Below are 25,255 nucleotides of genomic sequence, written 5' to 3'. Positions count from 1 at the left end.
AGGCAAGGATTGGTCCATGACAAAGCGGAATGTGCTTATTGGGGGACGCTTCTTCTTTGGCCTTTTGACCTTGGTGGCTGTTGGTGCGCAGCTGACGGTTCATGTGGGCTTGGGGTACGACGTCTGGAATTTCTTTTCCTACTTCACCAACCTGTCCAACATCTTCGCGGCACTTGTGCTGCTGATCAGCGGGTACAGGGTCCTGGTCCGGAAACGGCCTAGCGAGGCTGACGACGTCACGCGCGGCACGGCCACGATCGCCATGGCCGTGGTGGGCTTGGTGTTCGGTGCTCTTCTGGCCGGGGAGGACCTCGGATCCCTGCTGCCATGGGTTAATTTCGTGGTGCACTACCTGATGCCCGTGGTGATGGTGGCGGACTGGCTCTTCCAGCCGCCGAGGACCACCCTCCGGCCGAAGCACATCTGGTATTGGCTGCTGTACCCCATTGGGTACCTGGCCTACAGCCTGATCCGGGGAGCTTTGGTCAATTGGTACCCGTACTGGTTCATTGATCCTGCCCGGGCCGGTGGTTGGGGTGGCGTCGTGATCTTCGCGCTGGCCATTTCCGTGGGTTTCCTCGTGGTGAGCCTGGCGATGATGTGGCTGGGCAACAAGATGAAGCGGCAAGTGGATTACTGAGTGGATTGGCCCGCGCGTAATTAACTACACCAACTTGTTATATCCGCCCACGTCAACGGGCTGCTTTCCCAAAGTGGGCCCCGCCGCAGAGCCGAATGTAGCCTCTTCCGCGGCTGCCCGAACATAACGAAATGACCCACTTTGGGGCTTGCTGGTGCGGTTAATGGCGTCCGGAAGCCCTATCATGGTGCTAGTCGTCAAAGGGGCATTTCTTCGCGTGTCCCCTGATGCCGGATTCAGCTTGTTTGTAAGCCGAGGCTTGCACCTTCGAAGGGAAACCCCATGGCCCGGAGCCCGGAAGAGTCGCTCAAGGCGACCCTGGCCAGAGTCGCACCCGGAACTCCGTTACGTGATGGCCTTGAGCGCATCCTTCGTGGACGTACCGGCGCCTTGATTGTGCTCGGATCGGACAGGACCATCGACTCCATCTGTTCCGGCGGATTCGATATCGGCATCGACTTCTCCCCCACACGTTTGCGCGAGCTCGCCAAGATGGACGGCGCCATCATCTGCGACAAGGATGCCAGTAACATCGTCCGGGCCGCAGTGCAGCTTGTTCCGGATTCCAGCATCGAAACCCAGGAATCCGGCACCAGGCATCGCACCGCCGAACGCGTGGCCATCCAAACCGGTGTCCCCGTCATTTCCGTCAGCCAGTCCATGCAGATCATCGCCCTGTACGTGAACGGGTTGCGCCACGTGCTGGAAGGTTCCGAGAAGGTCCTGGCCCGCGCCAACCAGGCCCTTGCTACGCTGGAACGCTACAGCGCCAGGCTGGACCAGGTCACCAGCTCGCTTTCGGCCTTGGAGATCGAGGCCCTGGTCACCGTCAGGGACGTTGCCGTGACGCTGCAGCGGCAGGAGATGGTCCGTCGCATCTCCGAAGAAATCGCCCAGTACGTCCTGGAACTTGGTGAGGATGGACGCCTGTTGTCCCTCCAGGTAGAGGAGCTCACGGTAGGCCGCGGCCCTGGCAGCGAAGTCATTATCCGCGACTACTCGGACCCGGACGCCACCCCGGAGCAGATCGAAGAAGCCGTCCAGGCCCTCCTCAACCTTGGGCCCACGGAGCTGATCGACCTCAGCCGCATCGCCCACATCATCGGTTTCGCCGGCGGCGTGGAACAGTTGGATGCGGTGGTCCAGCCCCGCGGATACCGCCTGCTGTCCGGGCTCAAGTCCGTGCCCAAGGCTGTGGCCGACCGCCTGGTGGACTATTTCGGTGGCCTGCAGAACCTCATGGCTGCAACCATCGACGACCTGATGACTGTGGACGGCATCGGCGACCAGCGCGCCCGCACGGTCCGCGAGGGCTTGAGCCGCATGGCCGAAGCCAGCCTGCTGGACCGTTTCCTCTAAAGGCGACTGCCGCCGTCGAACGTTACTGGCGTGGAACCGCTTAGTTCAGCTGGAAGGTGGCCTTGGGGCTCGCCTTGTTTCCGAGCCTCGCCTCGAAGGTGTAGTAAGCGCCCCCGGCGCCGGGTTTGGCGTTGATCGCCGCGCAGCCTTCCAACGTCCGGTTGCGCTGCCACGGGAAGTTGGCGACTTCACTCTTGCCGGGCTGGATGGTCTTGATGAGGTCCACGCCGCCTGTCTGGCAGTCCTTGGAGGAGAAGATGCGGTCCGCTCCGCTCATCACCAGGTATTCCATCTGCGACGTTCCGACGTTGACCTCGCACGGAGCGGCGCCGCCGTTGGTGATGGTCATGGTCAGGAGCGGCATTTCCTCGGCACCATAGGCAGGTTTATCGGTTTTCGCGGCCACGGTCATGAGGTTGAAGTCGCACACCGGCGTTGCGGATGCCGAGGGCGCTGGCGTTCCCGACGGTGCGGTCCCCTGCGTCGGCGCCTGCGTGGTGTCAGGAGACGCGACGGCTTGCGGTTCGGACTTTCCGGAGAGGGATCCGGTGATCGCAACAATGCCGCCCACCAGCAGCACGATCACCAGCAGCAGGGCGCCAAAAACAACCTGTCGACGACGGCGGTACACGGCAGGGCTCGGCCGGCGACGGTTTGTGGAGGTACTTTGTGGTGACGAACCGCGGGCAGCACTTTTCGCCGGCGCTGATGAGCGCGCGGTGGACGGCGGCTTACCCTTGGTGGACATGGTTCTAGGCTAGGCTCGCAGCGCCCGGGGTTCCTAACCTCCACGCCGCTGGCGCGCAATCCAAGGCTGTGTGACGTCGGCCATGCGACTGCGCCGGGGTCGCTCCGGGCCGGAATCCACTAGAGTTGTGGGCAGTATGACACTTCCCGACACCCTCCAGCTGGCCTCGCTCCACAACGCCTTGGCCCAGTGGTTCGAGGACACGGCAAGGGACCTCCCGTGGCGTGAACCCGACTGCAGCGCGTGGGGAATCCTGGTCAGCGAAGTCATGCTCCAACAGACCCCCGTGGTCCGCGTCCTTCCGGTGTGGTTCGACTGGATGGAACGCTGGCCCACACCGGCCCACCTCGCCAACGAGCCGTCCGGAGAAGCCGTGCGCCATTGGGGCCGCCTCGGTTATCCGCGCCGGGCATTGCGGCTGCACGCGGCCGCCGTCGCCATCCGGGATCAGCACGGCGGTTCGGTGCCCGACAACTACGACGAGCTCCTGGGGCTCCCCGGCGTCGGCAGTTACACGGCCGCTGCCGTCGCAGCCTTTGCCTTTGGCCGCCGGGAGACCGTAGTAGACACCAACATCCGCCGCGTCCACGCACGGCTCTTCGCCGGGAGCGCCCTTCCGGCGCCAACGCTGACCGCCGCGGAGATGCGACTGGCCGAGTCGCTGCTCCCCCTCGATCCGGAACTGTCCGTGCGCTGGAACGCTTCCGTCATGGAGCTCGGCGCCATGGTCTGCACCGCACGCAGCCCCAAGTGCGCCGACTGTCCCGTCCGCGCAAGCTGTGCCTGGCTCGCCGCCGGTGAGCCGCCGCCGTCGTACACGCCCAAGGGCCAATCCTGGCACGGCACCGACCGACAGGTCCGCGGAGCCGTGATGGCGGTGCTCCGTGAGGCTGCCACACCTGTCCCGCGTGAGATGTTCGAACAGGCGCCCGCCGACCTCGGCTTCGCGCCCTCGGGCATCGGCATTCCACTCGCAGCGTTGCACCGCCTCAACTCGGCGCCCGAACAGTTGGAGCGCGCCTTGGACGGCCTGCTGACCGATGGTCTTGCGGAAATGCACGACGGCGGCTTGCGGCTACCGGCGTAGGGCATCGGGCCCTACCCTGAAGCATGGGCAGAATTGGGTTGGCCTTGACGCTTGCGTGTACTGCGGGATTGCTGGCCGCGTGTTATCCGGAGCCTGTGGCGTGCCCGGCCATTGCGCGGGCTACCGGGGTGTCCGTGACCGTGGCCGCCTCCTATGCGGGCGACGTCGGTTCTCTTCGACTGAAGGCCTGCCAGGACGGTAGCTGCACGGAGAAGGAGCTGGTTCTGCAGCCGGGCTCAGCTGCCGTCGACCAGGGCTGCTCGCCGGAGGGTGTCTGCTCAGCGACGTCCTCCCCTGACGGTACCCTGCAGGGCTTCATGGAGTTGCCGGCGCTATCCGAAGCGCCCATGGATGCGACGGTGAGCGGCACATCCATTTCCGGTGACGCCTTGCCAATGCGTACCCTGACGTTCACTCCGAGGGGCGACTTCCCGTTCGGCGAACAGTGCGGGCGGATTATTTCGGCGGCGGTGGTCCTTGATGCGGCGGGGCTACGGCAGGGGTAGAAGTATCGAACGGCGCCGTTCCTCTAGCGATTTGATTTAGCCAGCGGTATTCTCGTGCCATTCCGCCCGAGTCGCCGCCGGGCCTGCCCCTGCCGGCACCTGCGTCACAGTGTCCTTCGCGGCCCACCGGAAGGATGCCGGGTACCGCACACCCCTCTCGCTGGCAGAATGTGATGCCTGGATGGAGGCACTGCTGGACAGCGCCTGGATATCCCAGGCATACCGCTGCAGGTGCGCGACGGGAGCAGCCGGGGAGGGAGTGGTGTCCTACAGGGTCTTCCTCGACGCAGCGCATAAGCCGGTCCCGAAGCCTGCGGAGGTTGCGGCGGAGGGCTACCGACCCTTATCCCCGGTCAATTTCGCATCGTGAAAACTTGATTCCGATATTAAACACAGAGCGCCTCTGGAATTAGCAATCCGGAAACAAGGCACTCATAGCGTCTTGTGTGATCCCGGCCGTGACCCTGCACGGCCCCATGCACAGATAGGCGCACTCCTTGAAGATCCATGCACCTGAAACAGCCTCAACTCCGGCTGCGAAGAAGCCCTTATACAAATCCTTGTTCTTCCAAATCCTGATGGCGGTGGTAGCGGGAATCGTCATCGGGTACCTGTGGCCCAACATCGGGTCCGCGCTTCGCCCGCTGGGCGATGGCTTCATCCAACTCATCAAGATGATCATCGCGCCGCTGATTTTCCTGGTCATCGTCACTGGGATCTCAGCCGTGGGAGACGTAAGAGCCGTCGGTCGGGTGGGCGTGAAGGCCCTGGTCTACTTCACCGCCGCTACACTCTTCGCGCTTGCTTTTGGGCTGGTAGTGGCCAACGTCGTGCAGCCGGGCGCCGGTCTGAACATTGACCCCGCGTCCTTGTCCGAGGATGCCGTGAACGCCAAAACCACCACGGCCCCACCCAAGGATGCCGGACAGTTCCTGCTGGGCATCATCCCCACAAGCGTGGTGGGGGCATTTGCCTCAAACTCACTCTTGCAGGTGCTGTGCTTCGCCGTCTTCTTTGGAGCAGCAATCGTGGTGGTGGGGCGGGAGAAATGCAAGCCGGTCATTGACATCATGGAAACCACGTTGGAAATCTTCTTCAGGATCATGGCCTGGGTCATGCGGGTGGCTCCAGTGGGTGCGTTTGGCGCCATGGCCTTCATCATCGGCCAATACGGGCTCAGCTCCCTGAGCACCTACGCCCTCCTGGTGGCAGCATGCTACGGCTCTGCCCTGATCTTCATCGGCTTGTTGTTTGTGGTGGCCTGGGCCTACCCTCGTGTCCCCCTGTGGCAGTTCATCAAATACTCGCGCGAAGAGTTCATGCTGGCGTTGGGCACGGCGTCCACCGAATCCGTCCTCCCTCGCATCATGACCAAGCTGACCAACGCCGGCTGCTCCCGGGCAACCACGGGGCTGGTGGTTCCCACCGGATACTCTTTCAACCTCGACGGCGCGGCACTCTACCTGTCGATCTCCCTCCTCTTCCTCGCACAGGCCTTCGGGCACAACCTGGATCTGGGTCAGCAACTGGCCGCACTGGGCATTCTCATGCTGACCTCCAAGGGCATGGCCGGTGTCCCGGGATCAGCCTTCCTGGCCCTTTCGGCCACCGCTGGAGCCCTGGGAATCTTCCCGGTGGCAGGCGTGGCACTCCTGCTGGGGGCCGACCGGCTCATGGACTCCATGCGGGTTGTGGTCAACCTGCTTGGCAACTGCGTCGCCACTTTTGTGGTCTCCAAATGGGAGGGTCAATTCGATCGCGAGGCAATGCTGGCAGCTTTCCGCGGGGAGACCACGACCCCAGAGGAAGGGGACACAGTCACCGAACCGACTGTGCCAACGCTCAGCAGTCCGCAGCCCCGGCTGACCGCCGGTACGAACTCGGCGTGAAGCCCAGGAACTTCCGGAAGTCGTTGGTCAGGTGCGCATGGTCCGCATAGCCAAGTTCGACGGCGATCACCGCAAGGTCCGCTGTTGGATCGGACCGGGTGCGTTCGGCCGCGTCCTGCAGCCTTCGGCGACGGATGAGGGCGGAGGGACTCAACCCGATGTATTTTTTCGCGATCCGTTGCAACGTTCGCGGGGACACCGCAAGAAGCGATGCCGCATCTTCGATCCGGACCACCTCGGGGTCGGTCGCGATGATGTCCATCATCCGGTTTGCGAGCAGCGCCTCTTCGGACACAGCAACGTCCAGCGAAACCAGCCACGCAACAAACGCATCCACTGCCCGTCCCCGGTAAGCACCGCCGTCGTGCGTTTCCATGGCCGCTGAAACGGCGGTGTGGAGGTTATGCAGGTCCAGTGCGAGACCTGTGTCGCGGAGGGTCTCCGGAGCATCGCTGAACAGCGGAACTGCGGCCGGTCGGAGCAGGGCTCCCACTGCCCATCCCTTGCCGCTCAGGTCACGGTAAGCGGCGCGGGTGGTGGGGCCGGAGAATTCAACCACATCACCTTGCACCACCAGATTGGAGGTGGGGTAGGCGATCAGGTGTTGCCGGGACGATCGGCCAGGTTCGATGTCCCACTCGGGGATCCAGAACCACTGGACAAGATGCGCCACCGGCTCCGGCGCAGGAAGCCGGTGGAAGGTGGGCAGCCGGGCGGGATAGAGGATGCCTTTGAACGAATCCGTCATTGGAGCCTTCCCGGAACCCAACCCCTCGCGAACCCGTCGCGAATCTCCAAGCGCTGGCCCCTACCAGGCACGTAGCGTCATATCCATGACAGATACTACAAGCACAGAAGCCGCCACCGCCGCCAACGGCGAGCACACCACGCACGGCGTCCCGAAAGGGTTGACCAGCCTCACGCCGTTCCTTGCGGTGTCCAACGCCAAGGAAGCGATCGCGTTCTACCGGGACGTGTTCGGCGCCAGGGTAGTGGGCGAAACCGAGATGGGCGGGGTGGTGGTCCACGCGGAGCTCGACTTCGGAAACGGCCACCTGCAACTCGGCGAGCCCAACCCCGAATACCACTTGGTCCCGTCGCCCGAGGGCGAGGACGACTGCTATTCCCTGGGACTCTACTGCTCCGATGCAGACGCTCTGGTCCGCAAAGCGGAACAAGCCGGCGCCACCATCAGGGAGCCGTTGAGCACTTTCGTTTCCGGCGATCGCTACGCAAGCCTCCGGGACCCCTTCGGCGTCCGGTGGTCCATCATGACCCGCGTCGAGGACCTCTCAGAGGAGGAAAGCAACCGTCGCGTCGAAGAGTGGGCGGCGCAGCAGGGCTAGGCCCAAAAAAGGGCCGACCCTAGCTCAGGCAGAGGCAGAAGGGGTGTCCGGCAGGATCAAGGAACACCCTGAACGTCTCGCCTGGCTGGTGGTCGGCCTTGCTGGCGCCGATGGCAAGGACTTCTTCTTCAGCCTTGTCCAGGTTGTCCACCACGACGTCAAAGTGCATCTGCTGCGGGATTGTCTGGCCCGGCCAGACGGGCGCCTGGTACACATCAACCTGCTGGAAGGAGATGCAGTTGCTGCCGTCCTCCGGGCGCACGTCGTACCAGTCGCCGTTCTCGTTGGAAACGTGCCATCCGAGCAATTCCGCGTAGAAGGCTGCGAGCGCTGCCGCGTCGGGGCAGTCGATGACAACGCTGGGGTGTTTGGCAATAGCCATGTTCTAGACCTCGTCTGCTGTTTTCTTCATGCGGGCCAGGGCGCTCTTGGTGCCCCGTTGGGTAAGTACGTGAACAACTGCGCCAACACCGGCGGAGACCACGGCGAAGACCAGGACGCCCGGCAGGGAGTCGTTCAGGTCCGTTCCGTCCTTCGGGGCGGGCTTGCCGGTCTTCTTCTCCCAGAGGCCTTCCAAAGTCTTGTTCGCGATGGCACCTGCGCCGAGGCTGACAGCAATGCCGAACAGTTTTACCAGAATGTTCACGAAGATCCTCCGTTAAATAGCGCCTCGAAGCGAGGCCTCCCACAGCAAGACAGGGCCGCTGCAACCGCAGCGGCCCTGTCCACATTCCTAGTCCTTCTTGAAGGCGTCCTTCACCTTCTCGCCTGCGCCCTTGAGGTCGGCTTTGACCTGGTCGCCCTTGCCCTCAGCTTCGAGGCCTTTGTCGTCCGTCAGCTTGCCGGCAGCTTCCTTGGCCTTGCCGCCGAGCTTCTCGCCGGCATTCTCCATCTTGTCGTCAGCACCCATGTCGCACCTCTTTCTTCGTAGGAACCTTGTACCTCTACAACATCACTAATCAGCATACTTAGCAATATCTTGGTCCAAAAACCGGAGAATCAGAGCTCCCCAAACCCTTCCTCCACAAGCCGACGCACGTATCCCACCGCCTTCGCAGCGTCCTTCCCACGGGCCTCGACGTGGAGCGTCGTACCCTGGCCCGCGGCGAGCGCCATCAGCGCCATGATGGACATGCCGTCGACGCCGTTGACGGTCACCTCGGCGTCCATGCCCGACAAACCGCCTGCGATCTTTGCCGCGGGACGTGCGTGCATTCCCAAGGGGTTGATGAGCTCGAAGTCGCCGCTAGCGTCCGGCGCCCCCGTATGCGGGGTTTCGTCGGGCCTTTCCGTTCCGCCGCCAAAACGTACCGCCTCAGCTGCTTTGAGCACATCCTCGACGCCGGCACCTCCCTGGGCAGCGACGGCCGCCGCCACAAGGCCCTCCACCAGAGGGGCATCGGCAAGCCGAACGGCCTCAGGAGCGCTGGCGAACTCCATCGCCGACTCAGCGGTCATCACCGCCGAACCCAAATCGGTCAACACCACCACTCCGTCGCCTCCGGAATCAACCAAGGACTGCTCGACGGCGGCAAGCACCTTCTCCAGGCTGGTACCGATCCGGTCGTCGTCCGTTCCCCCGGCGGCGACCAGTTCGACGTCGGGTGCCATCTGGGCGGCGAGTTCAACTGCTCCTTCAGCGATCTTGCTGCTGTGCGAAACCACCACGATTCCCACCGTCATGCGTCGCCGGTTCCCGTGCCGTTGCTGGCAGCTGTTGCGGCTGCCCGCAGGAGCAGCGCTGTTGATGCGGCACCGGGGTCGCGGTGCCCGGCGCTGCGCTCCCCCAGATAACTGGCCCGACCCTTCCGGGCCACCAGTTCGTCCGTGGATTCGGCTCCGGCCTGGGCGGCTTCAGCGGCGGCGTCCAGGACCTCCCTTGGGTCTTTGCCTGCGGCCGCTGCCTTTTGTGCGGCTTCGACAGCTGGAGTCCAGGCGTCGATCATGGTTTTGTCTCCGGGTTCCGCCTTGCCGCGGGCCACTACGCCGTCCCGCGCTGCGGCGAGCGCCGCGGCCAGGGCTTCAGCATCCACATCCGCCAGATCGCCCAGCGAGGTGGCCGCGCGCAGGTACGCCGTTCCATAGAGCGGTCCGGCCGCACCACCCACCTTTGACATGAGGGTCATCGCCGCCACCTTGAGTGCCGCACCCGGCGTCTCCGGTGGGCCTTCCTCCAGTTTGGCAACAACCGCCTGGAAACCCCGGTCCATGTTTTCGCCGTGGTCAGAGTCGCCGATTGCGCGATCCAGTTCGATCAGTTCCGTGCGGTGCCGGGCCATGGAGTCGGCGGAGAGTTTCAGCCATTCCACGGCCCAGTCGACGCCCAATCCCATGCTCAGGCACCCCACCGCAGGGCTGCCGTGTGGACGGGCGCGTCCCAGAGCCTGGTCATCTCGTCGTCCAGGCGCAGCACGGATACTGAACAGCCCTGCATCTCAAGCGAAGTCACGTAGTTTCCCACCAGCGAGCGCTCCACCGTGGCGCCCCGTTCGGCGAGGACCTGCGCGGCCCGGCGGTACACGATATACAACTCACTCTGCGGGGTTCCGCCCATGCCGTTGACGAACAACAGGACCTGGTCACCTGAAGCGATCCCCAAATCCTCCAGAACGGGTTCCAGCAGCCGGTCCGTGATGGCGTCGGCGCTTTCCATGGGGATCCTGTGCCTGCCCGGTTCGCCGTGGATGCCGATTCCGATTTCAATTTCGTCATCGGCCAACTCAAAGCTCGGCGTCCCCGCGTGCGGCACAGTGCAGCCGGACAGGGCCACGCCCATGGTCCGCACGTTGGCCACAACACGTTCGGCCATCGCTGTGACAGCGTCAAGGTCATCCCCGCGCTGGGCGGACGCGCCGGCGATCTTTTCCACCAGGACGGTTCCACCCACTCCGCGGCGTCCTGCCGTGTACAGCGAGTCTTCCACGGCGACGTCGTCGTTCACCAGCACCGAACGGACGCGAACGCCTTCAGCCTGGGCCATTTCCGCAGCGGTTTCGAAGTTCAGCACGTCACCGGTGTAGTTCTTCACGATGTGGACGACGCCGGCACCCGAGTCCACCGCGACAGTCGCCGGAATGATCTGGTCGGGTGTGGGAGAGGTAAAGACCGCGCCGGGCACAGCGGCGTCGAGCATTCCGAGTCCCACAAAGCCTGCGTGAAGGGGTTCGTGCCCGCTGCCTCCGCCGGACACCAGGGCAACTTTGCCCGCTACCGGCGCTGCCTTCCGGACAACGAATTTGGGGTCGGGATGGACGTCCACGATGTCGGCATGGGCCATGCCAAAACCTTCGACGGACTCGTCCACCACGGCGCGTGGATCATTGATGAGCTTTTTCATTGGATGCTCCTGGGCGTGCTGTGGCTGGTGCTCTGACCCTACTACCGGCGGGCGGGCCCACGGTAGGTCCCGAGGCGAAGGGACGGCAGTTAAATGGTGGAAGGGGCAGCCCTTCGACCGCCCCTCCACCTGCTCTTTTGTTCACGGGTCAGTCATCGGCACCCGGCGCCGCAATCAACCCGGACTCACTCCGGGGACGGACCTCGGGCCAGAAGGCCGAGTAGAGGTCCGGATCCGGATGGCGTTCCCCGGCCCAGGACTCCCCGCTTGGCAACAATCCATACGGGATGTCGATCTGGAATGCGGAGAAGTCAGGAAAAATCACCCGATGGTCCATTGCCGTCCCAGCTCCCTAGTTGTTCAGCACGGCGTCGCCGCCGGCAGTCACAACATCTTCAAGCAGCACTGTCTGGTCGATCACCGGAAGCCCCACAACGTGTCCAAAACTGAACATGTTCTTCGGGTCAAGCTGGGCCTTCGCCTTCCGGAGCCGTTCGCGGACAGTGGGACCCCAGGGCCGCTCCCTGTCCTCGGCGTCGACGAAGTGGCCGTGCAGGTTAACAAAAGTCCCGCCGCTGGAGGCGTCGCGCAGGTCCTCGCGTACGGCGTCGAACACTACGGGAAGCAGCTCCACCAGAGGAGGGACAGCCATGCCAGCCATGAAGAAGCTGAACGCGGCGTCGCGCGCCCCAACGGTATCCTCGCCGTCGGCGCTCTTGGCCAAGGCGCCGCCGAGCAACCGCACCTCCGCCATCAGCACCGGGCTCTCCACTCCTGGTCCGAAGTGGCGCAGGATCGCGCTCTTCGCTCCGCCGTCCAAACGGTCCAGCAGGAAGCCACGCTCGCGCACGGGCACAGGCTGGTCCGGGTCCTGGTGGATACTGTCCAGCTGGGTGGAGTCCAGGGGGCCGGTCCCATCCATCATGAAAGGCGCACTCCGTCGCATCGGCTCCAGCAATTGCGTTGCCACGGCCGCGTCGCCCTGGTATGCGTAACGCAGATGCACGACGAACTTGCCCCGCAAAGGTTCGGGAATCATCTCCATGTCCGGGAGGCGCAGGAAAGCCAACGACGCCGACGCCTCCTGGGGCAGCGACGGAACCCATTCGCTGAACTGCTGGAGGACCGCCGGGGCATGCTCACCGTCGAAGTACAGCCCACCGGCGAAGAGGTCAGTGCCCGGGAACAAGTGGAATTCCAGGGCCGTGACAATGCCAAGGTTTCCCTTGCCTCCGCGCAGGAGATAGAAAAGCTCCGAATTCTCGTCCTTGGTTACCCGTCGGTGCGTGCCGTCAGCAGTGACGATCTCGAAGGCGATCACATGGTCCGATGCGAACCCGTACTTTCGACCCATGATCGGCAAGCCGCCGCCCAACGTGTAACCCACCACGCCGACGTCGGTGGTGGAACCGCAGAGCCCCATGAGCCCGAATGTGGATGCCAGTTCCACGACGGCCTTCCAGCGGACGCCCGCGCCAACGCGGGCCGTCCGTTCGACGGGATCGATACTGAGCTCCAGCATTCGACGGGTGCTGATGAGCAGGCCGCCCTCAATGGCGTTGGTGGCTCCGTGGCCGGTGGATTGGACGGAGACGGGCATTCCGCGTTCTCCGGCCCAGCGGATCGCTGCCGAAACGTCCTCTGCGTCGAGGGCGCCGAAGGCAACATCCGGCTGGTGCTGAGTGGACAAATTGAAGGCCGCTACTTCGGCGGCGAAGCCTGGATCGGCTGGCGTGAACACGGGACCGCGCACGCTGAGTTGGAGTTGTGAAACATCTGGAGTGGAGGCGTGGGACTGCATGATCTTCTCTCAAATTGACCGATGTGGCGGAAGCTTCCCCAGCAAGCCGTAATCAGTTTATCCATCAACTTTAGATAAGAGAAGAGGTTTAAATCACCCATAATCGGGCAGGGCCCAGCCACACGTCGGAGCTGGGGTCTAAAAGGGGTTTGGGCGCAGGTTAAAGCTGCTTGATCATGCGCGTATTGCCCAGGGTGTTGGGCTTCACGCGGGCAAGGTCCAGGAACTCGGCCACGCCTTCGTCATGCGAGCGCAGGAGTTCCGAATACACCTGCGGATCAACGGCCGACTGGTCCGCCATGACTTCAAAGCCGTGGCGCTTGAAGAAGTCCACCTCGAACGTCAGGCAGAACACCCGGCTCACGCCCAGCGCCTTTGCCTCTTCCAGCAGGTTCTCCACCAGGACATGGCCCACGCCGCGGCCCCGCCAGGAGTCGGCCGCGGCCAGCGTACGGATCTCGGCCAGGTCCTCCCACATCACGTGCAAGGCGCCGCAGCCAATGACCTCGCCTGTGTTGGATTCGGCAATCCGGAATTCCTGCAGGCTCTCGTAGTACGCCACTGTCTCCTTGGCCATGAGGATCCGCTCCTCAGCCAAAGGAGCCACGAGCCTTTTGATCGCCGCTACGTCACTGGTGCGGGCAGGGCGAAGGCTGAAGGTCGAATCCACTCCCCCATACTAGCGAGGCAAACAGATGCGGGCCGCCGGCGCCGCGTATGACGGAGTGCGGGCACGACGGCGACGACCGGGACATTTGTATAGCGTGCGTCTAAGCGAGGAACGAGCGAGCACGCGGCAAGTGTCCCGGTTGTCGCACGGAAGGAATCGCCTAGACCCCCAGTTCCTCAGGCAACTCCACGTCCTCGCCCAGAAGCTGCTTGGCCAGGAAATGCTCCACAACCCCGTACCAAACCTTGGCGTGCTGCGGCTGGAGCACCCAGTGGTTCTCGTCCGGGAAGTAGAGGAAACGGTGCGGGCTCTGGCCGTTGTCGTCAGCAGGCAGCTGCGAAGAGGACAGGAGCTCGTACCAGAGCCGAAGGCCTTCCCCGATCGGCACCCGGTAGTCCTTGTCGCCGTGGATCAGCAGCATGGGCGTCTTGATGTTGCCGACATTCAGGTGCGGCGAGTTCTGTATCGCCATCTCAGCCGTCATTTCCTTCAACCAGTACTGGGCCGCGTCCGTGGTGGGGCCGAACTGGTCCAGCGCCCACAGGCTGGCGTGGGTGACGATCGCCTTGAACCGGTCCGTCTGGCCAGCCACCCAGTTGGCCATGTAACCACCGAAGGATCCGCCCATCGCTGCTGTCCGCGACTCGTCGATGTCCGGCCGCTCCACCACAGCATCGGTGATGGCCATGAGATCCGTGAACGGCTTCTTGCCCCACTCGCCCCAGCCGCGCTGGATGAACTCCTGCCCGTAGCCGGTGGAAAGCGCGGGATCCGGGAGCAGGACGGCATAGCCCTTGGCGACCAGCAGCCACGGGTTCCAACGCCAGGTCCAGGCGTTCCAGGAGCCGAGGGGTCCGCCGTGGATCCAGAGCAGGAGCGGGGCAGGAGCATCCGCGGAGGCGCCTTCGGGCAGTGCAAGATAGGCGGGCACGCGGGCACCGTCTTCCGCGGTGGTCTCGACCCGCTCCAAGCGGCCCCTGTAGACCGGTCGCTCCGCCGGCGCAGGCAGGCGTACCACCGCACCGGTGGCCAGGTCGATCCGCACCGCTTCGGCCGGGAACTCGTAGGAACTCCGCAGCGCGTACGCGGTAGCCCCGTCAGGTGAGACCACGACGTCGGAATAGGCTGCGGAGTCCATCGTCACGCGTGTGACGCCACCGTCAGCGACGCCAATACGGAAAACCGGCGACGCGCCGTCGTCGTCCGCTTTCGCGAGTATGGCGCTGGCGTCGGGGAGCCAGGCGAGCGCGGTGGCCCAGCGGTCCCAGTGGTGCGCCAGCGGCTCCAATTCCGTGGTCTCGCCATTGGCTACGTTGAGCAGGTGCAGTTTCACTTGTGGAGCCTGAGTGGGCGTTGTGTCGCTTTCGCTTTCAACCACCAGCGTGCGGCCGTCTGGGCTGACGGGTCCCGGGAAGTAGCTCATGCCCTCGTGGTCCAGGAGGACTTTGACGTTGCCGGTAGCGACGTCGACGGCGGCGAGCACCTCGCGGCTGTCGGCTTTCGCGAGCGCCTTGGTGAGGCTGGTGTAGATGGTCTTGCCGTCTGGGCTCACTACTGACTTGGCCTCGCGCAGCGAACCGCCGACGCCGGGCGTCAGGTTGCGGAGTTTGAGCGACGGCGCGGCGTCAACGGTGGAGGGCTTGCCAGGCTCTTTGTCCTCGCCCTGTTCCACCGCGAAGAGCCGCGGCTCGGCCGGGCCCAGGTCGGCGTCCCAGTAGCGGACGGGGTAGCCGCTGTGCAGGATCGCCGACACCTTGTTGTCCTTGCGGGCCTTACGGCGCGCCTCGTCATTTTCCTCATCGGAGGATCCGGCCAGGACCTCCGCGGTGATGAATGTGGCGTCCACGTCTTTAGCGGCCATCACGGAATTGATACCGCCGGAGCGGGAGTGCACCACGCGGGCCTCACCGCCGTCGGCGGGCAACAGCCACAGCGCACTGACGGGGTCAGCGTCCGGGTTGTCCGGGTCCGGGCGCGCCGACGTGAAGTAGAGGTCGCCGGTGGAGGCGAAGACTGCCCCGGCTTCGCCCTTGGAACTGCGGGTGATCCGGCGTGCCGGCCGCTGGCCCGTCGGGTCGATCTCCCAAAGGGCGGTAGCGAACTCGGTTCCCTTGCCGTTGAGCGTTGTCACTGTGGTGACCAGTCGCGTTCCGTCCGGACTAAGGGAGAGGCCACCGACCCGCGGGATGGAGAGGTAGTGGTCAAGATCGTGGAAAGGAGTTTCGGGCTGGTGGCCCGGGGCGTGAATGTCAGCTGAGTCCATGATCTGATTCAACATGGAGTGTGGTCCCAATCACAGAGTGGTTCACTCACAGTGAAACAGTACTTTCAGATATTCCGCAATGCCTCGACCACGGCGGCGGTGCCGTCTTCCGTCGCCAGTGCGGTGGCTACGCTCTTGGCGCGGCGGGCGTACGACGGCGTGGTGCTGGCTTCGCGTATCGCCTCGCCCAGGCGCTCCGGAGTCAGCTTCTTATAGGGCACCGGCTCCGGCCCGGCTCCAAGCGATGCAACTTTGGACGCCCACAACGGTTGGTCCGTGTATACAGGAACAGCCACCGTCGGAACGCCAGCCCGCAGACCGGCAGCGGTGGTTCCAGCGCCCGCATGGTGAACCACAACCGACATACGGGGAAAAAGCCACTCATGCGGAACACTCCCGACGCCGATTGCGTCATCCCCCAGGTAACCCTCAACGCCTTGGACGACGGCCCTTGCGCCGGCACGACGGGTAGCGTCCAGGATAAAGCCAGGATCGATGTCGGCGCTGCTGCCGAATCCGACGAAAACCGGAGGCGGGCCATCCGCAAGGAAGTCCACGAGGTCTGCGGCTGGTTGCCAGCCAGGGTTTTCAGCCGGCCACCAGTACCCTGCCATCACTAAGCACGGGTGCCAATCGTCCGGCCTGGGCAGTACCGATGGGCTGATGCCGTAAAGCACTGTTGCCTGAGCTTTCCTTCGGCGACGCTCCCCGGCCGCGCGGCTTTCCTTGCGCAGGCCCAGTTCCCTGCGCAAGCGGGCGCTGGGACCGTCATATGGAGCTGGCCCAGCAGAAGCACGCTCCCCTATGATCCTGTTTCCCACGGGGCCGAGGCTCCGGGCCGAGTTCATCAGGACAGGAGGGTAGGCCGCGCTTGGCTCAGTGGGCTGCAGATGGGCACCGATCGCCGGAATGCCGAGGGCCTCTGCGACGTCGTAGGCGTACGGCGCCACCGAATTGGCCAGGATCACGTCCGCGCCGGCCTCCGCTGCAGCCAACGTCCCTGTCGCCGCATTGTCCATGTACTCGCCGAGCTTCTTCCAGAAGGAGACCACATTTCCGGCTGATGCCTTGGCACCAGGCGCGGGATGTTTGATCAGCTCAGCAAGGTTTCCCGGCAGTGGCCTGAACTCGCACCCTGATTCCACCACCAAAGGCGCGTAGGCCGGGTTGGCGGCTATGGCGACCTCGTAGCCTACGCCCTGCAGGCGATGCCCGAGGCCGGCCATCGGAACCACGTCTCCTCGCGTGCCTGGCGCCACCATGAGTACGCGCATGTTTGTCCCCCTGGAGTCTTTTCCATCGAATGAGCCTGAAACCCACCTTAGGGCCAACATGTGTGCAAAAACCCGGAGGACGGCGGACAACAGAACCCCGCCCACTCCTTTCGGAATGGACGGGGTCCTTTGCGTCGTTGCCTCTGCCTTAAACGGTCGGAGCGATCTCCGGAATGCGCGGCTTGGCGTTGCCTTCAAACGTGAACTTCGCGTCGTCGCCTTCGCCCTCGACGTCAACCACAACGATGTCGCCGGGGTGGATGTCGCCGAACAGGATCTTCTCGGACAGCTGGTCCTCGATTTCGCGCTGGATGGTGCGGCGCAGCGGCCGGGCACCCATCGCGGGATCGTAACCACGCGTGGCCAGGAGAACCTTGGCGGCGGGCGTGAGCTCGATGCCCATGTCCTTGTCCTTGAGGCGGCGCTCCAGGCGGGTCACGAACAGGTCCACGATCTCGATGATCTCGTCCTGCGTCAGCTGCGGGAACACCACGACGTCGTCAACACGGTTGAGGAACTCGGGGCGGAAGTGCTGCTTCAGCTCTTCCGTAACCCGGGCGCGCATCCGGTTGTAGCCGGTCTGGGTGTCCGTGCCGGACTGGAAGCCCGTGGCCACGCTCTTGGAGATGTCGCGGGTACCAAGGTTGGTGGTCATGATGATCACGGTGTTCTTGAAGTCCACCACGCGGCCCTGGGAGTCGGTCAAACGGCCGTCTTCCAGAATCTGCAGGAGCGAGTTGAACAGGTCCGCGTGGGCCTTCTCAACTTCATCGAACAGGACGACGGAGAACGGACGCCTGCGGACCTTTTCGGTCAGCTGACCACCCTCTTCGTAGCCGACGTAGCCCGGAGGAGCACCGAAGAGACGCGAAACCGTGTGCTTCTCGGAGTACTCGGACATGTCCAGCGTGATGAGCGCGTCCTCTTCACCGAACAGGAACTCGGCAAGTGCCTTGGCGAGCTCGGTCTTTCCGACGCCCGTGGGGCCGGCGAAGATGAACGAGCCACCTGGGCGCTTGGGGTCCTTGAGGCCTGCACGGGTACGGCGGATAGCCTGCGACAGGGCCTTGATGGCCTCGTCCTGGCCCACAACGCGCTTGTGAAGCTCGTCTTCCATCTTGAGCAGGCGCGAGGACTCTTCCTCGGTGAGCTTGAAGACCGGGATGCCGGTGGAGTTCGCAAGAACTTCAGCGATCAGGTCCTCGTCAACTTCGGAAATGTCGTCCATGCCGCCGGACTTCCAGTTGCGCTCCTTCTCCGCGCGTTCGGCAATGAGCTTCTGCTCCTTGTCACGCAGCGAGGCAGCACCCTCGAAGTCCTGGGCGTCGATGGCGGATTCCTTCTCCATCTTCACGTCTGCAATGCGCTCGTCCATGGCCTTGAGCTCCGGCGGAGCGGTCATGCGGCGGATGCGCAGGCGGGCGCCGGCTTCATCGATAAGGTCAATCGCCTTGTCCGGCAGGAAGCGGTCCGAGATGTAGCGTTCGGCCAGCTGAGCGGCCGATGCCAGGGCACCATCGGTGATCGTTACGCGGTGGTGTGCCTCGTACCGGTCGCGAAGGCCCTTGAGGATCTCGATCGCGTGCGCAACGGAAGGTTCCTTGACCTGGATCGGCTGGAAACGACGCTCGAGGGCGGCGTCCTTCTCGATGTGCTTGCGGTACTCGTCCAGCGTGGTGGCACCGATGGTCTGGAGTTCACCACGGGCAAGCATGGGCTTGAGGATGGACGCAGCATCAATGGCGCCTTCAGCAGCACCCGCTCCGACGAGGGTGTGGATCTCGTCAATGAAGAGGATGATGTCGCCGCGGGTGCGGATTTCCTTGAGGACCTTCTTCAGGCGCTCTTCGAAGTCACCGCGGTAGCGGGAACCGGCAACCAGCGAACCGAGGTCAAGCGTGTACAGCTGCTTGTCCTTGATGGTTTCGGGGACATCGCCTCGGACGATCGCCTGGGCGAGGCCTTCGACGACGGCGGTCTTACCAACGCCGGGCTCACCGATCAGGACCGGGTTGTTCTTGGTACGGCGGGAGAGGACCTGCATGACGCGTTCCATCTCCTGCTCGCGGCCGATCACGGGATCGAGCTTGTTCTCGCGGGCAGCCTGGGTCAGGTTGCGTCCGAACTGGTCAAGCACCACCGAACCGGCGGGGGTACCTTCCGGCTGGCCCTGGCCGGAACCGCTGCCGGCGGTTTCCTTGCCCTGGTAGCCGGAGAGCAGCTGGATGACCTGCTGGCGGACCCTGTTGAGGTCTGCGCCCAGCTTCACCAGCACCTGTGCGGCCACGCCTTCGCCTTCGCGAATGAGGCCGAGCAGGATGTGCTCAGTACCGATGTAGTTGTGGCCGAGCTGCAGTGCTTCGCGGAGCGAGAGCTCAAGCACCTTCTTGGCACGCGGCGTGAAGGGGATGTGACCGGATGGGGCCTGCTGGCCCTGACCGATGATCTCCTGCACCTGCTCGCGAACACCATCGAGCGAAATGCTCAGGGACTCGAGCGCTTTGGCTGCGACGCCTTCACCCTCGTGGATCAGACCCAAGAGGATGTGCTCGGTACCGATGTAATTGTGGTTGAGCATCCTTGCCTCTTCTTGGGCAAGGACGACCACGCGACGGGCACGGTCCGTAAATCTCTCAAACATTTCGCCACACTCCTAGCTACGACGTACTTTGATGCTACGTGCCGGAGCAACACTTTTGGGGCGTGTTCGCCACAGGGGAAACATGACGGGGTTGCGGAATAAAACAGGCCCTTCCCCCTTGACCCGGGGCGTCCTGCGGTGGGATGCTGCCAAACCGCTTCCAGGTCCTGCCTGCTGCCAGGGCCGCAAGGTATTCATTAGCAGTATCAGGCATCGCGTTGCCAGCCGATTAGCCGCTCAAATCCCCGGTCACTCGGCCGGCTGGTGATTCACAGAATATTCCATGGTTCGGAGCGCCCGGCACTTGCACATACTGCCTCTTAAAACATCAATGCCCCGGCAGTAGCTGCCGGGGCGTTGAAGCGATGAATCAGGAATTGGCCTTTTGGTACGCTTCCTGAATTTCAGCCTGAATACGTCCGCGACTGTTCACCGTGTAACCGTTATCACGGGCCCACTGCCTGATCTGTGCGGAATCCTGGCTGCGTGCCGCTGTTGCACGCCCGCGGGTGGCGCGGCCGGACGACGTCTTCCTGGCCTTGGCCACGTACGGTTCCAGGGCCTTCCGAAGCGAAGCAGCGTTTGCGGTGGACAAGTCCATCTCGTAACTGACGCCATCAAGGCCGAAGCGGACAGTTTCATCCGCGGCCCCTTCATCCAGGTCATCGACGAGGATGATTTTTACTTTCTGTGCCATGAGTTGCCTCTCTTTTGGAGGGTTGGATAATCAGAAATTCCCCGGATTCCTTTGTTGATTATCGTTCACCGCAAGCACGCACGTCAAAGCACAAATGGATTCATCCATGAAGGGAACCCATTTAGCGGGCTATTTAGTGGCAGGGCCTTCGGATGCCGGGCCAATATTCTTCGAATTCGCTTCCGCCTGGGCGCGGGCTTCCGCCTGACGCTCCGATTTGTCCGCATTGAAGATTGACTTCATGGCAAACCAAAAGATCAACCCAACAACAACCGACGGCGCCAGGACTGCGATGTACTCCATGATCAGTGTCCTTCGGGCTTCAACAGGGGGAACAGGATGGTCTCGCGGATGCCGGCACCGGTGAACAGCATCACCAGGCGGTCAATACCGAGTCCGATGCCGCCCATGGGCGGGGCACCGTATTCGAGGGCGCGGAGGAAGTCCTCGTCCAGTTGCATGGCTTCGTCATCGCCTGCCGCCGAACGCCGTGACTGCTCCGTCAGCCGCTCACGCTGGATGACAGGGTCAATGAGTTCCGAGAATGCCGTTCCGCGTTCCATGCCGCCAATGATCAAGTCCCAGGCCTCGATGAGCCGGCCGTCTTCGCGGTGCGGGCGGGCCAGCGGCTGCGCGGAGGGCGGGTAGTCGTACACGAACGTGGGGTTCAGCAAGGTGGGTTCGACGATCTCGCCGAACAACTCAACCACGATCTTCTCGGCGTCCCATTTGGGGTCCACCTTGACCTCGTGCTTTGCTGCGATGGCAAGCAGCTCATCCACAGTGGTGTCCGGCGTAATTTCAACGCCCACTGCTTCGGAGAGACCCGGGTACACCGAAATCCAAGCCCATTCGCCGTCGAGGTTGATCTCACCGGCGTCGGTCTGGATGGTGCGCGTGCCAACGACGTCGGCGACGTTGAGGATGATTTCCTTCATGCGCTCGGCCATGACGAACTGGTCTGCCCAGGCCTCGTAGCATTCAAGCGTGGTGAATTCGGGGCTGTGGGTGGAGTCCACGCCTTCGTTGCGGAAGACGCGCCCCATGTCGTAGACGCGGTCAATGCCGCCAACGACGGCCCGCTTCAGGAACAGCTCGGTGGCAATGCGCAGGGTCATCTTCTGGTCGAACGCGTTCATGTGCGTTTCGAACGGACGGGCTGTGGCGCCGCCATGGACCAGCTGCAGGATGGGGGTCTCCACCTCCACATAGCCGTGACGGTCCAGCGTGTCCCGGACCGAGCGCGTGATGGCGGCCCTCTTGTAGACCATTTCGCGGGCTTCATCGCGCACCATGAGGTCCACGTAGCGTTGGCGAACGCGGGTTTCCTCGTTGAGTTCCGCGTGCAGGACCGGGAGCGGTCGCAGCGCCTTTGAGGCCATCGACCAGGAATCTGCCATCACGGAAAGTTCGCCGCGGCGTGAGGAAATGACCTCACCCTTGATGAAGACGTGGTCGCCCAGGTCAACCAGGGCCTTCCAGTCCGCAAGCGCTTCCTCGCCGACGTTGGCCAGGCTCAGCATCGCCTGCAGCCGGACGCCCTTGCCGTCCACGCCGCCTTCCTGGATCGTGGCGAAGCACAACTTGCCGGTGTTGCGGATGAACACGACACGACCGGTGACGCCCACGGTGTCGCCCGTGGTCTCGTCGGCCTGGAGGTGCGCATATTTTTCGCGGATTTCGCTGAGGGAGTGGGTTCGCTCAACCCCCACCGGATAGGCCTCCGTGCCGCGCTCGATCAGCTTGGCGCGCTTCTCCATGCGGATGCGCATTTGCTCGCTGGCATCGATGGGTTCTGCGGAGGTGTTCGGGGCTGGGGTGTTTGCGGAAGTCACAGTCCTTAAGTTTACCGTTGATTACGGCTCTTCACTTCCGGGCCCTGGGATCCGCCCAACGAATAGACTCAGGCTGTGGAGACATGGACGGTTGAAACGAACGACGGCGGTGGGCAGCTTGAGGTGCACACCTTCCGGCCAGCGTCGGCTGCGGCGATTCCGGGGTCGAAGGCACCTGCTGAACCAGCCGGCGTCGTACTTGTCCATGGCACTTTGGTGACCGATTCCCTTTACTGGCCGTTCGCGCGGACTCTCAGCGTGATGCTCGGGCGCCCTGTCCACGTTTACAACCGCCGTGGCCGCGGGCATTCCGCTCCACAGCCACCGGACTATTCGGTGGAGACGGAGATAGCGGACCTCCAGGCGGTCATGGAGAAGAGCGGTTCCGATGATGTTGTAGCGCACAGCTATGGCGGATTCGTGGCGCTGCAAGCCGCCCGGCGCTTCAGCATCCATCGCCTGGTGACCTACGACGCCGCAGTGTCCCTGTCCGGCAACCTCAGCAGCAGATGGCGGCCAGAGCTCGAGGAAGCAGTAACGGCCGGGCAGCTGGATCAAGCCTGGGCGCACCTGGTGCAGGGCCTTGGAACGGCCGGGCCCATCTCGTACCTGCCCATGGGGGCGCTGCGGACGCTCAGCGTATTGTCCGCGCGAACCCGCTTGGGGCTGGAAATGCGTACCCTGCTGCCCACTGCTGTTACCGAGATGCGCGCGGTACTGGACGCCGATGCGCACCTTGACGACTTCCTGAAGTTCTCTACCCCGACGCTCATGCTCAGCGGCGGCTGGAGCCCCGCGTACTTCGCCGAGACCGGGCGCATGCTCAGTGGCGCCGTGCCGGCGATCGAGTTCGCCATAGTCCCACTGCAATTCCACGAAGGTCCCCTGCGTCCGGGCCGTCGGCTCGCCGCCCGCGTCGCCCGGTTCCTGGCGGCAACCCATAATGTCGGTCAGCGCACTGTCGCGCCCTAGGATGTTTCGGTGAGGGAACAGAGCATCAGGACGCACGACGGCGGCGGACTCGCCTTGTACACGTACGGCGCGGAAGACGCGCCCGGTGAACGCCGGGTGATTGTTATCGGCGGAGCGTTCCTCACAGCCCTGATCTACCGGCCCTTTTCGATCGCCCTGGCCAAAGGACTCGGTCCTGGCTGGGCCGTGGACGTCTACGACCGACGCGGCCGGGGCAAGTCGACAGAGCAACCGCACGGCTACTCCATGGCCACCGAAATTGCCGATGTCCGCACCATCATGGACGCTACTGGCGCGCGCAATATCCTTGGCCACAGCCTGGGCGGATCCGTTGCCCTCAACGCTGCACAGGCCTTCGCCGGCACCCGTCACGAACCGGACAAACTGGCGGTCTATGACGCCGCCGTGAATATCGACGGGAGCATGGACACGGACTGGCTGGAAGGATTCGCTGATGCCGTCAACAAAGGCGAAGTAGGCCGGGCGCTGGCCCGGATGAAGCGTGGAATGAACCAGGGAACCGCCCTTGCGAAGGTTCCTGAGCCAGTCCTGGCGGGGTTGATGGCCATCGTCTCGCACACCAAAGTCAACCAGCTGTTCCGTGACCTCATGCCAACAGGCGTCGGCGAACTGAAGGCAGCGTTCGAAGCCGCCGACACACCCCGGGACTTCTCCGTGTTGCCATCCACGACTCACTTCATGGTGGGAAAGAAGAGTCCGAAGTTCTACAAGGTCGCTGCGTCACGCTTGAACAGGGCGGTGCCGGGCAGCACTTTGGAAGTCTCCCCGAAAGGATTCCACGGGTCCGTTCCGGCAGCCGTCAAGGAACTTGTGTCGGATATCTCCGAGTACTTCACGCGCTGACGGTTTTCCACATACGGACAGGCATAGTGCCTGCTTTCAGGTGGCTCGGTTAGGCTCAATTCATGACGCGCGACATCATCATGACCCCAGACGGCGGACACCTCGAAGTACTAACCACCGGTGGTGAGCTGACTTCGGCAGGATCCGGCGTGGTAGTTGTTCCGGCCTCCATGGTTACCGCTTCCGATTACACCCGGTTTGCCCAGAAATTGAGCGAAGCCCTGGGCAGGCCCGTGCACACGTTCAACCGTCGCGGACGCGGTGACTCGTCACCGCAAGCCGAAGACTACACATTGGAAGCCGACATCCGGGACCTGGAGGCGGTCATGAAACACACCTCCAGCACGGACGTCTTTGGACACAGCTTCGGTGGAGCCGTAGCACTCCACGCAGCGCGGACGCTTCCGGTGGAAAGGTTGGCTGTCTATGACCCGGCCGTTTCCGTCAACCACAGCGTCAAGGCCGAATGGGCACCGGAATATGAACGCGCAGCTGCGGCCGGGGACTACGATCGAGCCCTCGCCGTACTGATCAAGGGAGTGGAAACGGAAGGCGCTCTCGGGCGCATGCCCCTGTCCATGCTGACCCTGGCCAACAAGCTGACAGCAGGCACGCCCATGGGCAAACAGATGCGCGAGCTCATGACCAGCGGCGTGCGGGAAATCAAAGCCGTCATCGCTGCGGACATGCCAGCTGAGCCGTTCCTGGAACTCCCCTTGGAAACGCTGATCGTAGTGGGCGAAAAGAGCCCTGCCTACTTCGGTGTTGCCTGCGGCCAAATCCACGACGTCCTGTCAGGGTCGAGTTACACCATACTCGCCGGCTTCGGGCACGATGGCCCCAACAAAGCGCCGGACAAGCTGATCTCGGAGTTGTCGGAGTTCTTCTCCGGCTAACCCTCACCCCCTGGTGCCGGCTCGGACAACCTTCGCGGCTGGCGCTGGGGTGTTTGGTGGTTAAATGTGGGAGACCCCCCGACCCGTGTGGGTTGGGGGGTCTCGACCTTAATGGTTGTCCGGCGGTGTCCTACTCTCCCACACCCTCCCGGGTGCAGTACCATCGGCGCTGTGGGTCTTAGCTTCCGGGTTCGGAATGGGACCGGGCGTTTCCCCCACGCTATGACCGCCGTAACCTTGTTACCCGTCCCAACCCCCGTGTGTGGGGGTGGGTGGGAAGACTGTGGTTACAACTGTGGTGCTTGGTTGTTATTTAGTTGTTTGTTCCCGGGGTTGTTGTTCGGGAACCACATAGTGGACGCGTGCAGTGTGTTGTGTGTGGTGTAAGTTGTTGGCCTATTAGTACCGGTCAGCTTCACGAGTCTTTAGT

The 25,255-nt window shown here is 63.4% G+C and carries 26 protein-coding genes and 1 rRNA gene; 9 read left to right on the top strand and 18 right to left on the bottom strand.

Annotated elements, in window-relative coordinates; translation table 11 throughout:
• Nucleotides 1-16 precede the first annotated feature (16 nt).
• Nucleotides 17-640, top strand: coding sequence for a Pr6Pr family membrane protein (locus QRM57_RS12490; RefSeq protein ID WP_257370305.1), 624 nt, complete (start codon nucleotides 17-19; stop codon nucleotides 638-640).
• A 282-nt stretch (nucleotides 641-922) separates the two neighbouring features.
• The gene (gene disA, locus QRM57_RS12485; protein ID WP_235520341.1) at nucleotides 923-1,999 is read left to right on the top strand and encodes a DNA integrity scanning diadenylate cyclase DisA; all 1,077 of its coding nucleotides are present in this window, start codon (nucleotides 923-925) and stop codon (nucleotides 1,997-1,999) included.
• A 40-nt stretch (nucleotides 2,000-2,039) separates the two neighbouring features.
• On the opposite strand, the gene QRM57_RS12480 is transcribed toward disA, so the two are convergent.
• Nucleotides 2,040-2,747 carry a hypothetical protein gene (locus tag QRM57_RS12480; protein ID WP_284986849.1) on the bottom strand — a complete coding sequence of 236 codons (708 nt, stop codon included), beginning with the start codon at nucleotides 2,745-2,747 and terminating at the stop codon, nucleotides 2,040-2,042.
• Nucleotides 2,748-2,883: 136 nt separating this feature from the next.
• On the opposite strand from QRM57_RS12480, the gene QRM57_RS12475 reads away from it, so the two are divergent.
• From QRM57_RS12475 to QRM57_RS12465, 3 genes are all read left to right on the top strand, one after another.
• On the top strand, nucleotides 2,884-3,834 hold the full coding sequence (locus QRM57_RS12475) for an iron-sulfur binding domain-containing protein (RefSeq protein WP_284986848.1): 951 nt from the start codon (nucleotides 2,884-2,886) through the stop codon (nucleotides 3,832-3,834).
• A gap of 23 nt (nucleotides 3,835-3,857) precedes the next feature.
• Nucleotides 3,858-4,340 (top strand): hypothetical protein, encoded by a 483-nt coding sequence (locus QRM57_RS12470; protein ID WP_284986847.1) that lies wholly within the window; start codon nucleotides 3,858-3,860, stop codon nucleotides 4,338-4,340.
• Nucleotides 4,341-4,837: 497 nt separating this feature from the next.
• Nucleotides 4,838-6,229: a cation:dicarboxylate symporter family transporter gene (locus QRM57_RS12465; RefSeq protein WP_235520345.1), complete on the top strand. Its 1,392-nt coding sequence runs from the start codon at nucleotides 4,838-4,840 to the stop codon at nucleotides 6,227-6,229.
• On the opposite strand, the gene QRM57_RS12460 is transcribed toward QRM57_RS12465, so the two are convergent.
• Nucleotides 6,183-6,977 (bottom strand): AraC family transcriptional regulator, encoded by a 795-nt coding sequence (locus QRM57_RS12460; protein WP_284986846.1) that lies wholly within the window; start codon nucleotides 6,975-6,977, stop codon nucleotides 6,183-6,185. The two genes, QRM57_RS12465 and QRM57_RS12460, sit on opposite strands and share 47 nt — an antisense overlap.
• Nucleotides 6,978-7,062: 85 nt before the next feature.
• Here QRM57_RS12460 and QRM57_RS12455 point away from each other — a divergent pair, with 85 nt between their 5' ends.
• Entirely contained in the window at nucleotides 7,063-7,575 is a 513-nt protein-coding gene (locus tag QRM57_RS12455) for a VOC family protein (RefSeq protein ID WP_284986845.1), read from the top strand.
• Nucleotides 7,576-7,594: 19 nt separating this feature from the next.
• Here the strand turns inward: QRM57_RS12455 and QRM57_RS12450 are convergent, their stop codons facing one another.
• From QRM57_RS12450 to lysS, 15 genes are all read right to left on the bottom strand, one after another.
• Nucleotides 7,595-7,957 carry a VOC family protein gene (locus tag QRM57_RS12450; RefSeq protein WP_235520348.1) on the bottom strand — a complete coding sequence of 121 codons (363 nt, stop codon included), beginning with the start codon at nucleotides 7,955-7,957 and terminating at the stop codon, nucleotides 7,595-7,597.
• Between the two features lie 3 nt (nucleotides 7,958-7,960).
• Entirely contained in the window at nucleotides 7,961-8,221 is a 261-nt protein-coding gene (locus tag QRM57_RS12445) for a DUF4235 domain-containing protein (protein WP_257370313.1), read from the bottom strand.
• An 87-nt stretch (nucleotides 8,222-8,308) separates the two neighbouring features.
• A complete protein-coding gene (locus QRM57_RS12440) occupies nucleotides 8,309-8,485 on the bottom strand; it encodes a CsbD family protein (protein ID WP_018780110.1) in 177 nt (58 codons plus the stop codon).
• An 89-nt stretch (nucleotides 8,486-8,574) separates the two neighbouring features.
• Nucleotides 8,575-9,258 (bottom strand): dihydroxyacetone kinase phosphoryl donor subunit DhaM, encoded by a 684-nt coding sequence (dhaM, locus tag QRM57_RS12435; protein ID WP_284986844.1) that lies wholly within the window; start codon nucleotides 9,256-9,258, stop codon nucleotides 8,575-8,577.
• Nucleotides 9,255-9,908: a dihydroxyacetone kinase subunit DhaL gene (gene dhaL, locus QRM57_RS12430; protein WP_284986843.1), complete on the bottom strand. Its 654-nt coding sequence runs from the start codon at nucleotides 9,906-9,908 to the stop codon at nucleotides 9,255-9,257. Before dhaL ends, dhaM begins: the two co-directional genes overlap by 4 nt.
• Nucleotides 9,909-9,910: 2 nt before the next feature.
• A complete protein-coding gene (dhaK, locus tag QRM57_RS12425; RefSeq protein ID WP_284986842.1) occupies nucleotides 9,911-10,912 on the bottom strand; it encodes a dihydroxyacetone kinase subunit DhaK in 1,002 nt (333 codons plus the stop codon).
• Between the two features lie 148 nt (nucleotides 10,913-11,060).
• On the bottom strand, nucleotides 11,061-11,237 hold the full coding sequence (locus QRM57_RS12420; protein ID WP_284986841.1) for a hypothetical protein: 177 nt from the start codon (nucleotides 11,235-11,237) through the stop codon (nucleotides 11,061-11,063).
• A 27-nt stretch (nucleotides 11,238-11,264) separates the two neighbouring features.
• The gene (locus tag QRM57_RS12415) at nucleotides 11,265-12,713 is read right to left on the bottom strand and encodes an FAD-binding oxidoreductase (RefSeq protein WP_284986840.1); all 1,449 of its coding nucleotides are present in this window, start codon (nucleotides 12,711-12,713) and stop codon (nucleotides 11,265-11,267) included.
• Between the two features lie 160 nt (nucleotides 12,714-12,873).
• Nucleotides 12,874-13,383, bottom strand: coding sequence for an amino-acid N-acetyltransferase (locus QRM57_RS12410; RefSeq protein WP_257370319.1), 510 nt, complete (start codon nucleotides 13,381-13,383; stop codon nucleotides 12,874-12,876).
• Nucleotides 13,384-13,543: 160 nt separating this feature from the next.
• A complete protein-coding gene (locus QRM57_RS12405) occupies nucleotides 13,544-15,661 on the bottom strand; it encodes a S9 family peptidase (protein ID WP_284986839.1) in 2,118 nt (705 codons plus the stop codon).
• A 50-nt stretch (nucleotides 15,662-15,711) separates the two neighbouring features.
• The gene (locus QRM57_RS12400; RefSeq protein ID WP_284986838.1) at nucleotides 15,712-16,920 is read right to left on the bottom strand and encodes a glycosyltransferase; all 1,209 of its coding nucleotides are present in this window, start codon (nucleotides 16,918-16,920) and stop codon (nucleotides 15,712-15,714) included.
• Between the two features lie 148 nt (nucleotides 16,921-17,068).
• Entirely contained in the window at nucleotides 17,069-19,561 is a 2,493-nt protein-coding gene (locus QRM57_RS12395) for an ATP-dependent Clp protease ATP-binding subunit (protein ID WP_284986837.1), read from the bottom strand.
• Between the two features lie 370 nt (nucleotides 19,562-19,931).
• Entirely contained in the window at nucleotides 19,932-20,258 is a 327-nt protein-coding gene (locus QRM57_RS12390) for a histone-like nucleoid-structuring protein Lsr2 (protein ID WP_211711044.1), read from the bottom strand.
• 129 nt (nucleotides 20,259-20,387) lie between these two features.
• Nucleotides 20,388-20,561, bottom strand: a complete 174-nt coding sequence (locus tag QRM57_RS12385; protein WP_235520368.1) for a hypothetical protein — start codon at nucleotides 20,559-20,561, stop codon at nucleotides 20,388-20,390.
• Nucleotides 20,562-20,563: 2 nt separating this feature from the next.
• Entirely contained in the window at nucleotides 20,564-22,093 is a 1,530-nt protein-coding gene (lysS, locus tag QRM57_RS12380) for a lysine--tRNA ligase (RefSeq protein WP_284986836.1), read from the bottom strand.
• Between the two features lie 75 nt (nucleotides 22,094-22,168).
• Here lysS and QRM57_RS12375 point away from each other — a divergent pair, with 75 nt between their 5' ends.
• From QRM57_RS12375 to QRM57_RS12365, 3 genes are all read left to right on the top strand, one after another.
• Entirely contained in the window at nucleotides 22,169-23,065 is an 897-nt protein-coding gene (locus tag QRM57_RS12375) for an alpha/beta fold hydrolase (protein WP_284986835.1), read from the top strand.
• A gap of 9 nt (nucleotides 23,066-23,074) precedes the next feature.
• Entirely contained in the window at nucleotides 23,075-23,929 is an 855-nt protein-coding gene (locus QRM57_RS12370) for an alpha/beta fold hydrolase (protein WP_284986834.1), read from the top strand.
• A 62-nt stretch (nucleotides 23,930-23,991) separates the two neighbouring features.
• On the top strand, nucleotides 23,992-24,825 hold the full coding sequence (locus QRM57_RS12365; RefSeq protein ID WP_257370329.1) for an alpha/beta fold hydrolase: 834 nt from the start codon (nucleotides 23,992-23,994) through the stop codon (nucleotides 24,823-24,825).
• Nucleotides 24,826-24,942: 117 nt separating this feature from the next.
• Here the strand turns inward: QRM57_RS12365 and rrf are convergent.
• Nucleotides 24,943-25,059, bottom strand: a 5S ribosomal RNA gene (rrf, locus tag QRM57_RS12360).
• Nucleotides 25,060-25,255 lie beyond the last annotated feature (196 nt).

The sequence above is a fragment of the Arthrobacter sp. fls2-241-R2A-172 genome (genome assembly GCF_030208885.1).
Taxonomy (GTDB): Bacteria; Actinomycetota; Actinomycetes; order Actinomycetales; family Micrococcaceae; genus Arthrobacter.
Note: the sequence above shows the minus strand (reverse complement) of the source record. Positions and strands in the feature narration are given on the sequence as shown.